The sequence below is a fragment of the Hyphomicrobium sp. genome, assembly GCF_019744875.1.
GTDB lineage: Bacteria > Pseudomonadota > Alphaproteobacteria > Rhizobiales > Hyphomicrobiaceae > Hyphomicrobium_C.
In genome coordinates this window covers 790747-804265 of sequence record NZ_JAIETU010000002.1, presented here as the reverse complement: position 1 = coordinate 804265, position 13519 = coordinate 790747, and the positions used below count along the sequence as shown (strand labels likewise).

At 65.1% G+C, this 13519-nt stretch carries 14 protein-coding genes; 7 read left to right on the top strand and 7 right to left on the bottom strand.

Annotation, left to right across the window (positions count from 1 at the left end):
* The first annotated feature begins 126 nt into the window (after positions 1 to 126).
* The 6 genes from K2Y42_RS03860 to K2Y42_RS03835 all read left to right on the top strand — a co-directional run bounded on the left by K2Y42_RS03860 (position 127) and on the right by K2Y42_RS03835 (position 5096).
* A complete protein-coding gene (locus tag K2Y42_RS03860; RefSeq protein WP_291148678.1) occupies positions 127 to 1440 on the top strand; it encodes a replication-associated recombination protein A in 1314 nt (437 codons plus the stop codon).
* A 188-nt stretch (positions 1441 to 1628) separates the two neighbouring features.
* On the top strand, positions 1629 to 2174 hold the full coding sequence (locus tag K2Y42_RS03855; protein ID WP_291148676.1) for a type VI secretion system amidase effector protein Tae4: 546 nt from the start codon (positions 1629 to 1631) through the stop codon (positions 2172 to 2174).
* 74 nt (positions 2175 to 2248) lie between these two features.
* Positions 2249 to 2485, top strand: coding sequence for a hypothetical protein (locus tag K2Y42_RS03850; RefSeq protein ID WP_291148673.1), 237 nt, complete (start codon positions 2249 to 2251; stop codon positions 2483 to 2485).
* 104 nt (positions 2486 to 2589) lie between these two features.
* Entirely contained in the window at positions 2590 to 3603 is a 1014-nt protein-coding gene (locus tag K2Y42_RS03845; protein WP_291148671.1) for an RluA family pseudouridine synthase, read from the top strand.
* A 13-nt stretch (positions 3604 to 3616) separates the two neighbouring features.
* A complete protein-coding gene (locus K2Y42_RS03840; RefSeq protein WP_291148669.1) occupies positions 3617 to 4294 on the top strand; it encodes an HAD-IA family hydrolase in 678 nt (225 codons plus the stop codon).
* A gap of 16 nt (positions 4295 to 4310) precedes the next feature.
* Positions 4311 to 5096 carry an ATP12 family protein gene (locus tag K2Y42_RS03835; protein ID WP_291148666.1) on the top strand — a complete coding sequence of 262 codons (786 nt, stop codon included), beginning with the start codon at positions 4311 to 4313 and terminating at the stop codon, positions 5094 to 5096.
* Here K2Y42_RS03835 and K2Y42_RS03830 read toward each other — a convergent pair.
* Positions 5059 to 5580, bottom strand: coding sequence for an MgtC/SapB family protein (locus K2Y42_RS03830; RefSeq protein WP_291148664.1), 522 nt, complete (start codon positions 5578 to 5580; stop codon positions 5059 to 5061). The genes K2Y42_RS03835 and K2Y42_RS03830 overlap by 38 nt on opposite strands.
* An 88-nt stretch (positions 5581 to 5668) precedes the next feature.
* Complete coding sequence (locus K2Y42_RS03825; RefSeq protein ID WP_291148661.1) at positions 5669 to 5890, bottom strand: hypothetical protein; 222 nt, start codon at positions 5888 to 5890, stop codon at positions 5669 to 5671.
* Between the two features lie 142 nt (positions 5891 to 6032).
* Between K2Y42_RS03825 and K2Y42_RS03820 the strand changes: the two genes are divergently transcribed.
* On the top strand, positions 6033 to 6554 hold the full coding sequence (locus K2Y42_RS03820; RefSeq protein ID WP_291148658.1) for a pilus assembly protein N-terminal domain-containing protein: 522 nt from the start codon (positions 6033 to 6035) through the stop codon (positions 6552 to 6554).
* A 55-nt stretch (positions 6555 to 6609) separates the two neighbouring features.
* Here the strand turns inward: K2Y42_RS03820 and lpxA are convergent, their stop codons facing one another.
* From lpxA to rseP, 5 genes are all read right to left on the bottom strand, one after another.
* On the bottom strand, positions 6610 to 7416 hold the full coding sequence (lpxA, locus tag K2Y42_RS03815) for an acyl-ACP--UDP-N-acetylglucosamine O-acyltransferase (protein ID WP_291148655.1): 807 nt from the start codon (positions 7414 to 7416) through the stop codon (positions 6610 to 6612).
* On the bottom strand, positions 7409 to 7909 hold the full coding sequence (gene fabZ, locus K2Y42_RS03810) for a 3-hydroxyacyl-ACP dehydratase FabZ (RefSeq protein ID WP_291148654.1): 501 nt from the start codon (positions 7907 to 7909) through the stop codon (positions 7409 to 7411). The genes lpxA and fabZ overlap by 8 nt, the downstream gene beginning before the upstream one ends.
* Before the next feature lie 65 nt (positions 7910 to 7974).
* Positions 7975 to 9033, bottom strand: a complete 1059-nt coding sequence (lpxD, locus tag K2Y42_RS03805) for a UDP-3-O-(3-hydroxymyristoyl)glucosamine N-acyltransferase (RefSeq protein WP_291148652.1) — start codon at positions 9031 to 9033, stop codon at positions 7975 to 7977.
* Between the two features lie 388 nt (positions 9034 to 9421).
* Positions 9422 to 11836 (bottom strand): outer membrane protein assembly factor BamA, encoded by a 2415-nt coding sequence (gene bamA, locus K2Y42_RS03800; protein WP_291148649.1) that lies wholly within the window; start codon positions 11834 to 11836, stop codon positions 9422 to 9424.
* A 255-nt stretch (positions 11837 to 12091) separates the two neighbouring features.
* Positions 12092 to 13507: an RIP metalloprotease RseP gene (rseP, locus tag K2Y42_RS03795; RefSeq protein WP_291148646.1), complete on the bottom strand. Its 1416-nt coding sequence runs from the start codon at positions 13505 to 13507 to the stop codon at positions 12092 to 12094.
* Between the last annotated feature and the right edge of the window lie 12 nt (positions 13508 to 13519).

The following is a 13519-nucleotide window of genomic DNA, read 5'->3' as shown; positions in this document are numbered from 1 at the left end:
GTGCCTAGGATCCATTTTTCTGCTTGGGAAAGCCCCGGCCTCGTCCCACCACGTCTCAACACGCAGCCCGAGGATGATCGCCGCGGCCTGCTTCATTCCTCTCCGGAAACGCACTAACATCGCCCCATGAGCAATCTCTTCGAAGCGGCCGGACTGGAAAAGAGCGCGCCGCGCCCGCTGGCGGATCGACTGCGTCCCCAGAAACTGAGCGAGGTCGCGGGCCAGCCTCACCTTGTGGGGCCCGAAGGCACGCTGACGCGCTTTCTCGCCAGCGGCCGGTTGCCGAGCCTCGTTCTGTGGGGCCCGCCCGGCTGCGGCAAGACCACGATAGCCCGCCTTCTGGCGCACGAGACCAAGCTTGAATTCGAGCAGCTCTCGGCCATTTTCTCGGGCGTCGCCGACTTGCGGAAAGCCTTCGACCGCGCCAAGGCCCGGCGCGAGCAAGGTCGCGGCACGCTGCTGTTCATCGACGAGATCCATCGCTTCAATCGCTCGCAGCAGGACAGCTTCCTGCCTTACATGGAAGACGGCACCATCACGCTCGTCGGCGCGACGACCGAGAACCCGTCCTTCGAGATCAACGCCGCCGTTCTCTCTCGCGCGTCCGTGCTGACGCTCAATCGTCTCGACGACGCCGCGCTCGAAGATCTCGCCAAGCGCGCCGAAGCGGAGGAGGGGCGCCCACTGCCGCTCGATGCGGACGCGCGTGACGCCCTGATCTCGATGGCCGACGGCGATGGCCGCGCCATCATCAATCTGGCCGACGAAGTGCTCTCCACCGTCAAGCCCGGCGCCAAGCCGCTCGACCGCGCCGCCCTCGTCAAGCTCGTCCAGCGCCGCGCACCGCTCTATGACAAGAGCCGTGAAGGCCACTACAATCTCATCTCTGCCCTGCACAAGTCCGTGCGCGGCTCCGACCCGGACGCGGCGCTCTACTACTTCTGCCGCATGCTCGACGGCGGCGAGGACAGGCTTTTTCTGGCGCGCCGTCTCGTGCGCATGGCGGTAGAGGATATCGGCCTCGCCGATCCGCAGGCGCTGGTGGTCTGCAACGCCGCCAAGGACGCGTTCGACTTCCTCGGCAGCCCCGAAGGCGAGCTCGCGCTCTCGGAAGCCGTCATCTATCTCGCCACCGCGCCGAAATCGAACGCCAACTACGTCGCCTACAAGGCCGCCATGCGGGCCGCCAAGGAGCACGGCTCGCTCTCCCCGCCGAAGGTGATCCTCAACGCGCCGACCAAGCTGATGGAGGACGAGGGCTACGGCGACGGCTATCTCTACGACCACGACCAGCCGGACGCCTTCTCGGGCCAGAACTACTTCCCCGACGAGTTCACGCGGCGGCCCAAGTACTACGATCCCCCCGAGCGCGGCTTCGAGCGGGAGCTTGGTAAACGCCTGGCCTATTGGGACGGCCTGCGCAAAAAGCGCTCCGACTAGCGGCTCCCCCCGGAGGCGCGCCGTTTTCCGGCGGGCGGGTCCTCCTGCCTACGCTGGCCCTCCTACCTCCTCTGGCAAGTCACGGTCCGACGGCATATAGTCCCGGCGGCGGCAGGACGGGGGACGCGCCAGCCGCCCGGCGGACGGGAAACGGCGGACGGGGACGGGGTAAAGTAGGGAAGCGTTTCATGATTGAATTCAACGATCTCTGGCGCGGGCATCCCATCAATGAGAGCGTCGCGACGCCCTGCATCGCACCGCGCAACCTGACCAATCTCGAAGGCAATACGATCCTGCTCGGGTTTCCGGTCTTCTCCAATCAGTGCGCCATCCGGATGGGTGTCGCCCTGCGCCGCGCGGGCGTGCAGCCGTCGCAGCTTTCGGGCATCTCGCACTGCTCGGTGCACCCCCGCGACGAGATGCACTTCATCAACGCGAGCCAGCTCGCCAACGGCATCGCGCGCGCCAAGATCGACGGCATCGGTCCGACTGAGAAGTTCATCGGCGCCGACGCTGCCAACTTCTACCCCAAGATCTACGGCCGGACCGGCATCATCTACATCCAGGACTACTGGCGCCGCTCGACCGACGGCGACCGCCCGACCGGCGACCACATCGACGTCTGGAATGGTTATCGCTCCTCCGCAAAGTGGCTGATGGAGTGGTTTTCCTGGCTCGGCTACTATTCGAACTACGCTGGCGCCGGTGAAATCTGGTTCTGGGAAGTCAAATAGCGCGGGGGCACGCGCGCAAGAATGTCGTAGAACGGCCGATCACAACGGCTCAGAACGAAGCCGCCGGAGGTCTCATGCGCTATCTCGTTGCCATCATTTTCGCGATCGTCGGCGCCGCCCTCGCGATGCATTTCCTGAGCGGCCCCGTGGCCGATTGGGCCGCCCTGCAACTCAAGTACGAAAGCTCCGACGAAGCCGAGAACGTCAACCAGCTTGCGTTCATGATCGTCAACCTGGCCGGCTTGATCGTGGGCTGGGCCGTCGGCTGGGTTATCGGGAGCCCGTTGCGCAGCGACCCGCGCTCGGGCTGACGGCGCCTCGATTCCGCCCGCGACGCATCCGCGTCGCACTCAATCTCCCCGCGCCTCGTCGAGGCGCGGGGCTTCAATTTGATATCTGAAGACTGTGCACACCCATGAATGACCGCGTCAGCGAGCGCGTTGAAACGATCGAGGTTTCGGAACGCGAAGCGGGCATGCGCCTGGACCGCTGGTTCCGCGTCCACTTTCCCGAAATCACCCACGGCTACCTGCAGAAGCTGCTGCGCTCCGGGCAGGTGAGGGTGGACGCGCGCCGCGTCGAAGCCAATGCGCGCCTTGAGACCGGCGCCAAGGTTCGCGTGCCGAAAGCCGCGCGCGCCCCGCGCGAGGGCGCACCCGGCGCCAAAGCCGAAGTCAAAGGCACCTCCGAGGCCGATCGCGCTTTGATCGAGAGCATGATCCTGTTCGAGGACGACGATGTGCTCGTGCTCAACAAGCCGTTCGGCATCGCCGTGCAGGGCGGCACCGGCACGCGCCGCCACATCGACGGCATGCTGGCCGGCATGGTCGACCGCTTCGGTGACCGCCCGCGTCTGGTCCATCGCCTCGACCGCGACACCACCGGCGTGCTGCTGGTCGCCAAGCATCGTCAGGCCGCGGCAAAGCTCGGCCGCATCTTCCAGACCCGCTCGGCCGCCAAAACCTATTGGGCGCTTGTCAAAGGCGTGCCGAAGCCGCCGCAGGGGAAGATTGAGGCGGCCCTCGTCAAGGCGTCCGGCCCAGACGGCGATCGCATCCGCAAGGCGCGCCCCGGCGAGCAGAAGGAAGCCATGCACGCCACGACGCACTATTCGGTCATCGACCGCGCGGCGCACAAGGTCGCGTGGGTGTCGCTGAAGCCGGTCACCGGCCGCCAGCATCAGCTCCGCGCGCATATGGAAATGATCGGCCACCCCATGATCGGCGACGGGAAGTACAACGGCGGCGACACGGAGCCCGTGATCGAAAACGTCGAGCCCAAGCTGCACCTCCATGCGCGCCGCCTGATCATTCCCCATCCCGCTGGTAAGGCGAAGATCGACGTGTCGGCTCCGCTGCCCGAGCACATGCTGACGACGTGGGATCTCCTGGGTTTCGATCCGCGCCGCTTCGATAGTGATGACGGCTGAGGGTGGTCGCGTCGTGAAGCTCGTCCTCTTCGATTGCGACGGCACGCTGGTCGACAGCCAGCACGGCATTGTCGCGTCCATGGTCGATGCCTTCGGTGCGGAAGGCCTCGTGGCGCCAGTGCGGTCGAGCATCCTGGGTGTCGTCGGCCTGTCGCTCGAGATCGCGGTTGCGCGCCTGATGCCGGCGGGCAGCGATCTCGATCGCGTCGACCGCATGGCGGAAGCCTACAAGGAGGCGTTCCGCTCCCGCCGCCTGCGCAAAGAGCACGCCGAGCCGTTGTATGAGGGCATGCGCGAGACGGTTGAAGCGCTGGCGGCGCGCGGCGACGTGCTGCTCGGCGTCGCCACCGGCAAGTCGCGCCGCGGGCTCGACGCCGTGCTGGAGCGCGAGGGCCTGACGCACCATTTCGCCACCCTGCAGACGGCGGACACCAACCCCTCGAAGCCCAACCCGGCCATGATCCTGACGGCCATGGACGAAACCTCCGTCGGGCCGGACGACACGGTCATGATCGGCGACACTAGCTTCGATATCGAGATGGCGCTCGGCGCCGGCGTGCTGCCGATGGGCGTCGGCTGGGGCTATCATCCCTCGCAGGACCTTCGGGCGGCGGGCGCGAAAATCGTGGCCGCCGATCACCGCGAGCTCAACGCGGCGCTGGACCGTTTCCTCCTCCCGATTTCCTCCTGAACATGCGGCCCGCGTCATGACGAACAAGCAAGGCGACCACGACCACGACAACGACAACCCTCCCGCCAAGCGCCTGGGTCGCGACGAGGTGCGCCCGCTCCCGAAGCGGTTCTACAAGTCCGTGTCCGTTGCGCCGCGTGAGGACATGTTCGACGTGCTCCTGGACGGGCGCGCCATCCGCACGCCGGGCAAGCGTCCGCTGGCCTTGGCGACTGAGCCGCTCGCGCGCGCCATCGCGGCCGAATGGGAGGCGCAGGGCGAACGCATCGATCCCGCCACCATGCCGCTCACCAAGCTCGCCAACACGGCCATCGACGCCGTGTCCGAGCGCTGGGACGACGTCGCCGCCGATATCGTCGCTTTCGCCGGCAGCGATCTGCTGTGCTATCGCGCCGAGGCGCCCGATGGCCTCGTGCGCCGTCAGAGCGAGGCGTGGGATCCGGTCTTGGCCTGGGCGAAGCAGGAGCTTGGCACCGACTTCCGTCTGCGCCAGGGCGTCATGCCGATCGATCAACCGGCTGCGACGCTCGACGCGGTTCGCCGCAGCCTCGACGGCATCGATGCGCTGAGCCTTGCCGCCCTTCACGTGATGACGACCATCGGCGGCTCGGCCGTGCTTGCGATCGCTCACATGCGCGGCCACCTCACGCTCGATCAGGCCTGGGACGCCGCGACGGTCGACGAGGCGTGGCAACGCGAGCTATGGGGCCATGACGCGGAAGCTGCAGCCACCGCCGCCCTCAAGCGCGCGGAGTTCGCCGCCGCTAGCCGCTGCGTTGATCTTCTTCGCTCTCATCGATGAGGAGCGTGCTCGCCGGCGGTTTGTCGTTCGGCGCGGCGAAGTTGACGAACCGCAGGATGCAGAACGCAAGCCCCGCGGCAAAAATCGCGAGCAGGTAGTGCCCCGCTCCGACCGCGACCCCGAGCGCGCCCGCCATCCACATGCCGGCTCCCGTGGTCAATCCGCGGACGCTCGTGCGCCCCTGGATGATCGTGCCCGCGGCGAGGAAGGCGACACCGGCCGTCACCGCTTCGATGATGCGGATCGGGTCCGAGCTCCCGCTCGGGTTCGTAATGTGGAGCGTCTCGTAGATTTCAAAGGTGATGATCGTGAACAGTGCCGACGCGAGCGCGACGAGCATGTAGGTGCGCAGCCCCGCGGGGCGGTCTTTCTCTTCGCGATCCCACCCCAGCAGACCCGCGAGTGCAATCGCGAGCAACAGCCGTCCGCCGATCTCCAGCGACGCCAAGAACCCGGTTGGAAACGAGAGTTCGAGAGAATCCAAGCCGCAAGCCCTCCAGCACGACGGAAAGGCGTTCAAGAGACGCAAGTCTAAGTGATTTCGTTCCTCAGTAATAGGAGCAATTGCAGAGTTATTCGCCGTCCTGCTTTTTCGGAATGGTGATGTCGACACCCGGCGCCTGCACGCGCGTACCGTCCTCACTCGTTTCCACCCGCGTGCCGGGCGCTTCTATGCGCGTCCCCGACGGGGTGTCAGTCGAAACCGTTGAAGTGCCAGAGTGATTGCCGAACACCAGGGCGGCGCCGACGAGCACGAGGATGGCGATGGCGATGATCAGGACGGGGCGGGGCACGGCAGCTCCTTGGGGATGTCGATGTTCAGTCATAACGTTTACGGATGGATGGAGTTCCCTCGCTGCAGTCTGGAGCATCCGTTAGCGCTTCATTTACAGGTTGAAGGTCAAATGGGGCGATAACGAGCAACAGGAGTGGCCGATGGCGCCGACCGATGCCGCATCCTTACGTACCGACGCCGGCTTCGCGCGCTGGGTGTTGACGGGCGTGACGATCGCACTGATGGCCTGCATGGCCGCTGGAACGGCAAAGTCTGCCGATCTGGTCGTCGCCTATGACCAGTCGCAGCTGCTGCGTCTGCCGCGCGCCGTGTCGAGCGTGATCATCGGCAATCCGTCGATCGCCGACGTCGCCATTCAGGGCGGCAATCTTCTGGTCGTGACGGGTAAGACTTTCGGCGTGACGAACATCATCGCCCTCGACGCTGAGCGCAACATCATCCAGGACCAGCGCATCGTCGTGCAGCGGGACGATGTCCGCACCGTCAACCTCACGAAGGGCGGCCTGCGCCAGTCCTATAGCTGCACGCCGAACTGCTCGCCGACGCTGACCATCGGCGACGACACGGCCTACTTCGACACCATCTCGAAGCACGCGGCGACGAAGACCAAGTTCTCTGAAAACGGTGGCGGCAACTCGAACACCGGCGGCGAAGGCCAGTAACGCCAAGTGCGCCAGTAACGCCAAGTGCGAACGCGAGATCCCGTCGGCGACGAGGCTAAGCCTCGCCGCCGTTCTTCGGCGTGCACATGGAGCGCTTGCCGCCTGCGCGGATGAACGCGACGATCTCCATGACGATCGTATGGTCCTTGAATTCCTCGGCTACGTCCGCGACGCGCTCGAGCAATGTGCCTTCGGCGGCAAATAGCGACCTGTAGGCGCGCCGCAGGTCGTGGATCTCGTTGCGCGAGAAACCGCGACGCTGCAGACCGACGATGTTGAGCCCCGAGAGGTAGGCGCGGTTGCCGAGCGCCATGCCGTAGGGGATCAGATCCTGCTCGAGGCCGCTCATGCCGCCGAGAAACGAGTGCGCTCCGACGCGCGCAAACTGGATCACGGCCGCGCCGCCCCCCAGAATGGCGAAATCGCCGACGTCGCAATGCCCGGCGAGCATCACGTTGTTCGAGAAGATGACGTTGTTGCCGACGTGGCAGTCATGGCCGACATGCGAGTTGGCGAGAAACGCGCAGCCGTTCCCGATGGTGGTCTTCATGCCCCCGCCTTCGGTGCCGGGGTTGAGGGTCACGCCCTCGCGGATCATGCAGTCCGCGCCGATATCGAGCGTCGACGGCTCGCCCTTGTACTTGAGGTCCTGAGGCTGATGTCCGATCGATGCGAAGGGAAAGATGCGCGTGCGCGCACCCACCGTCGTGCGTCCGGTGACGACGACATGGCTCGCGAGCGTGACGCCTTCAGCGAGCGTGACGTCGCTCCCCACCACGCAGAACGGACCGACGGTCACACCGTCAGCCAGCTTCGCACCGTCCTCGACGATTGCGCTCGGATAGATTTTCGTCTCAGCCATTCTTGCTCGCAGCGAACGCCCGCGCCTCGGAGGTGTCGGCCAGCATGGCGCTGATCTCGGCTTCCGCAACGGTCTGACCTTCGACCTTTGCTTCGCCGAAGAACCGCCACACCCGGCCGCGGTTACGGATCTTGCGCACATGATAGTGCAGCTGGTCGCCGGGAAGTACGGGCTTGCGGAATTTCGCCTTGTCGATCCCCATGAAATACACGAGCTCGGTCTTGTAGTCCTCGCCGAGGCTGTGCACGCAAAGCGCGCCCGCGGTCTGCGCCAGGCCCTCGATGATCAGCACGCCCGGCATGACCGGGAACTGAGGGAAGTGCCCCTGGAAGAACGGCTCGTTGATGGTCACGTTCTTCACGCCCACGCACGTCTCGTCGCCATTGATGTCGTAGATGCGGTCGAGCAGCAGGAAGGGGTACCGGTGCGGCAGCAGCTTCAGGATCTTCGCAATGTCCGCCGTCGTCGATGGCGCCTTCGTCTTGTCGTTCATCCCCTTCACACTCCATCTGGCCCGCCCGAGTGGTTTCGGGATCGAGCAATACTGCAAATAATGGTTCAGCCCTGGTCCGTGCCGGTATCGTTCCCGCCGGAGCCGCGTTTGGTCAGCCGTGAAATGGCAGCAACTTCACGCGCCCACTGCTTGAATGGTCGCGCGGGCGTGCCAGCCATGATCGCTCCGGCCGGCACGTCGTCCTTGGGGTGAGCCCCGCCCGCAATCTGCGCGCCGGCTCCGATCTTGATGTGCCCGATCAAGCCGGATTGTCCGCCCATGACGACGAAATCGCCGAGCTCGGCAGATCCTGCAATGCCGACCTGCCCGACGATGACGCAATGGCGTCCCATCACGACGTTGTGCCCGATCTGGACCAGATTATCAATTTTCGACCCTTCGCCGATGATCGTGTCCTTGAGCGCGCCGCGGTCGATGGCGGTGTTTGCGCCGATGTCGACGTCGTCCTGCAGGATGACGCGGCCGACCTGCGGCACCTTGAGGTGTCCGGCGGCGCTCATGGCGAAGCCGAAGCCGTCCTGGCCGATGCGCGCCCCGGCATGGATGATGACGCGGTCTCCGATCAGCGCGTGCATCACGCTGGCGTTCGGGCCCACATACGAATCCCGCCCGATGGCGACCCGATAGCCGATGACGGCGCCGGCCGCGATGCGCGTTCCCCGCCCGATGCGCGCTTCCGCTCCGATGATGGCGCCGGGCTCGATCAGGGCACCCTCTTCGATCATGGCCGAGGGATCGATGCGGTGCTCGCTGCCCGCCGTCGCCGTCCTGCTGTGCATCGCTCCTGGATAGAAGAGCGCCAGGCTCTGGGCGAACGCGCGATAGGGGTTCTTGTTGACCAGGGCGACCGTGCCCGCCGGCACGCGATCGGCGAACTTCGGATTGACGAGGCAGGCGCCCGCGGCGGTCGAGCCGAGTTGGGGCAGGTACTTTTTGTTATCGAGAAAGGTCACGTGGCGCACCTGCGCTTCGCCGAGCGGCTGCACGCCTTCGAGCATGCGCCCGTGCAGGGCCGCATCGCCCGCGATCTCTGACTGCGTGGCGGCGGCCACCTCGGCGACGGAGAACGGCCCGGCAACGTCGAAGAAACCGGGATGGTTCATGTGGGCGACCTCGAGGGGCTAAAGCGCTTCAGGACGTGGAAACGGGTTTCAGACGACGCACGGCAACGAGTGAGGCGAGCCGAAACAGCGAGACGGTACGGCACCGGACAGGTGACCCGCAATCGGCCGGAGACCGCTTGGAAGGCCACGGCAGCGACGGGCTGAGCGCCTCGCGGGACCCGTCTTAATACCTCAAACGCCGCGGGTCCAGCCGCAGACGGCCGGAGCGTCAACGCGCCCGGCCAATACCCGCGACGGGCCTCGGGACTGCCCAAACGAGGTTAATCCGAACGGATCCCCAGAGCGGGTCCGAGCGCCATCGGCGAGGCCCAGAAAAAGCAAAGGGGCGGCGCAAGCGCCGCCCCCAGCCGATTGAAATCAAGCCGTTTTAGAACTTCGACGAGGCGCCGAAGCGGAAGAACTGCTCTTCGTCGTAGGCCTCTTTGCTGAGCGCCTTGGCGAAGTCCATGCGGATCGGGCCCACCGGCGACGACCACATGATGCTCACGCCGACCGACGAACGGATGGTCGTGTCTTCCTCGAGATCGAAGATGACCGCATTCGTGACGGGGTCTCTCCGGCCGCTCATGCTCTTAGCGAGATCGTTGGCGTTGAACAGCGAGCCGGCATCGGCGAACACCGCGCCCGTCAGGCCGAGGTCGTCAGGAACGAACGGCAGCGGGAAGCGGACTTCCGCAGTCGTCGCCCAGTAAGTACGGCCGCCGACGGCATCGCCCGTAATCCGGTCACGAGGACCGAAGCCGGCGCGGTCGAAGCCGCGAACCGTTTCACCGCCGCGATAGTAGAGGTCGGTCAGGCGAACGTCGTCGCCGCCGAAGCCTTCGATATGACCGCCCGTGGCGCGGCCGACGAAGGTGATCTTCTCCGAGATCGGGTAGTAGAAGCGGCCTTCCGCGTTGACGCGAGCGTACTGAACGTCGCCGCCGAGGCCGGCCATGTCGGTTGCAAGCTGCAGCCAGTAGCCGCTCGTCGGATCCTTCGGATGGTTGCGCTTATCGAAGGTGAGCGAGGTGCCGAACGAGGATGTGAGAGCCGCATCGCCGCGAGACTTGATCTCTTCGATCACGAGCGCGTTGATGTCGCGAATGCCGTCGCCGTTGCAATCGCCCTTGGCGTTATCGCAGCGCGAAGGAATGTCGAGCGTGCTGTAGTCCAGCGTGTAGCCGGTCTGCATCCAGAGGCTTTCCGAGAGCGGGAAGCCAAGGCGCAGCGTGCCGCCGGTGCGCGACGACTCGTAACCTGCCTCGCGAACCTGATCGACTTCCTTGTGGAAGAGATCGAAGCCGGCCGAGAGATTGCGGTCGAGGAAGCGCGGCTCGGTGAACGACAGGTCGACCTGCATGCGCTCGAGCGAGCCTGCGAGCTTGAGGCGCAGGAACTGGCCGTTACCGAGCAGGTTGCGCTCACTGATGCTGACGTCGCCGATCACGCCTTCCGCCGTCGAGTAGCCAGCGCCGAAGGAGAGTTCGCCGGTCGACTGTTCGACAAGCTCGACGTCGAGGATGACGCGATCCGGGGTCGAGCCCGGGCGGCGCTTGATTTCGACCGACTTGAAGAAGCCGAGGCCGGAAAGGCGCTTCTTGGCGCGATCCACCAGCATCGGATTGTAGGCGTCGCCTTCAGCCAGACGGAACTCGCGGAAGATGACGTAGTTCTTCGTGCGCAGGTTGCCGCTGACGTTGATGCGCTCGATGTAGATCCGCGGACCTTCGTCGATGAGATAGGCCATCGAGATCGTGCGCGAAGCGGGATCGGGCATGGCGCGCGGACGGACGCGAGCGAACGCGAAGCCCTGCTCGGAGGTGAGCAGCGTCAGCTTCTCGACCGTCTTGTCAACGTCGGCGCCGTTATAGATATCGCCCTGGTGAGTGAGAACCTCGCCGATCATGGTCTGCGCGTCTGCGCCCGGCAGCGAGCTTTCGATCGTCACGTTGCCGAACGTGTAACGCTCGCCTTCGTCGATCGCGAAGTTCATGTAGAAGCCGGTGCCCTGGCGGTCGAGCTCGGCGTTGGCCGCCGTCACGCGCACGTCGGCGTAACCGTTCTTCAGATAGAACTGACGCAGAAGCTCGCGATCGAGGTTCATGCGATCCGGGTCGTAGACGCTGGTGCCCTTGAGGAAGTCGAACCAGCCGGTCTGCGTCGTGGAGATGATGTCGCGCAGCTGCGCGTCCGAGAACGCGTGGTTGCCGACGAAGTTGATACCCTGAACCTTGGTCGAGCCGCCCTCGTTGATTTCGAACACGAGGTTCACGCGGCTCTGCTCGAGCTCGATGATCTTCGGTTCGACAGACGCGGCGAAGCGCCCCTGGCGGCGATAGACGTCGAGGATGCGCTGCACGTCACCCTGAACGCGGGCGCGGGTGTAAACGGAGCGCGGCTTGAGCTGGACTTCGGCCTTCAGCGTGTCGGTGTCGACTTCGCTGTTGCCCTCGAAAGCCACCTGATTGATGACCGGATTTTCGATCACGTAAACGACGACGGTGTCGCCTTCCTGGTCGATCGACACGTCGGCGAACAAGCCGGTCGCGAAAAGCGCCTGAAGCGACTTGTCGACCTTGCCGGCGTCGTAGCCCTGGCCGATCGAGAATTGGAGGTAGGAGCGCACGGTCTCCGGCTCGACACGCCGGTTACCTTCCACGCGGATGTCGCGAACGACGCTCTGCGCGTGTGCTGCGTTTGAAACTGCCGCGATTTGCGCGACGAGACCGGACGGGATTGCAATCGCCAGCCAAAGCAGCAGGCGTAGTCCCCCAATCGACATGATCCGTAACTGCACCATGTGCGGATCTGCCTCGCCTTCTCTTGCGCCGATCCCCCTCGGATCACGGAACGTGTCGGCAATAGTTCCGAGCCGTAATTTCTTCGTGGCGGACTATGTTCAGTCGGGGCCGTTTGAGGGCTCCGCGAGGCGCAAAAACAAACTATTCGAAGTTCCCTGCTTCGAATCGCGCCCCATAATCCGTCACTTGGCCCCATTCTTAACGTCTGGGTAAGGCACTGGGAAGTGGCAAGTTTACGTCACCGGACAAGGATTCTAGCCGCCACCAAATAGCCACCTTCTGCCCAGGCGCATCAGGTCGTTCAGGTTGACGAAAACCACCAGCATGAGCACCAGCGCGATGCCGATCTGGAAGCCGATTTCCTGAACCCGCCGGCTCAGCGGACGCCGCCGGATGGCCTCGATCGCGTAGAACACGAGATGCCCACCGTCGAGAACCGGAATCGGCAGCAAATTCAATAGACCGATGTTCGCTGAAATCAGCGCCGTCCAGCGCAGCAGTGGCTCCCAGCCCATCTCGACGACGCGCGCCGTCACCTCGGCCATCAGGATCGGACCGCCAACCTGGTCGGCCGACTGGCGCCCCCAGAGGATGTCGCCGATTCCCGTGACCGTCTGAACCATGTTCGCGTACGTCTCGCGGATGCCCAACCTGAGGGATTCGCCGAGCGAAACCCCTACGGGTTCGGGGCGGGCCGGAGCAACGCCGATGCGGCCCTTCGAGACCGTCGCCCCGTTCTCCTCGGTCACGGGCGTGCCTTCCGGCACGACGGCGATGGTGTGGATCGTGCCCGCGCGCTCGACGGCGAACGACAGGGTCTTGCCGGCCGCCGGTCCGACGAGGCGGATCACGTCCTCGAACGAGCGGATCGGCGTGCCGTCGATGGCCGTGATGACATCCAGAGGTTGAAATCCGGCCTTTTCGGCAGGCGAGCCGGAGATCACGGCGCCGACGCGCGCCGGAATGGTGCGCCGGATGCCGATGTCGCCGAGCCGGACGGTGACGCCCAGATCGTCGTTGTGGTCGCGCATGGCCGGAGTAACGGGGATCGTCTCGGTCTTGCCGTCGCGTTCGACGGTGATCTGGAGGGTGCGGCCGCTGCTGGCGGTCACGAGGCGGACAACGTCATCGAACGTCTCGATGCTCTGCCCGTCGATGTTCGTGATCGTGTCGCCCGCCTTGAGGCCCGCTTCGGCCGCCGGCATGCCCGCCACGACCTCATCGATCCGGGGGGCTTCCTTCGAGACGCCATAGACGGCGTTCACACCCGTATAAAGCATTGCGGCGACAATGAAATTCGCGAGCGGTCCAGCGGCAACGACGAGCGCCCGTTGCCACACCGGCTTGGTGTGGAACGCGCCCGCCTGCATCTCGGCCGGAAGCGGCTCCTCGTCGGCGGGCGGCTGGCTGGCCGCGTTGGTGTCGTCGAGGAACTTGACGTAGCCGCCGAGCGGGATGGCGGCCACCCGCCAGCGGGTGCCGTGGCGGTCATTCCAGCCCCAGAGTTCGCGCCCGAATCCGATCGAGAAGGTGGTGACGGTCACGCCGCACCAGCGAGCGACCAGGAAATGCCCGAGTTCATGGAAGAACACGACCACGCTGAGCACGAACAGGAACGCCAGGCCGGACAGGGTCCAAGAAAACGCCTGACTCATCAGTCCTTCGATCATGCTGGAAAATCC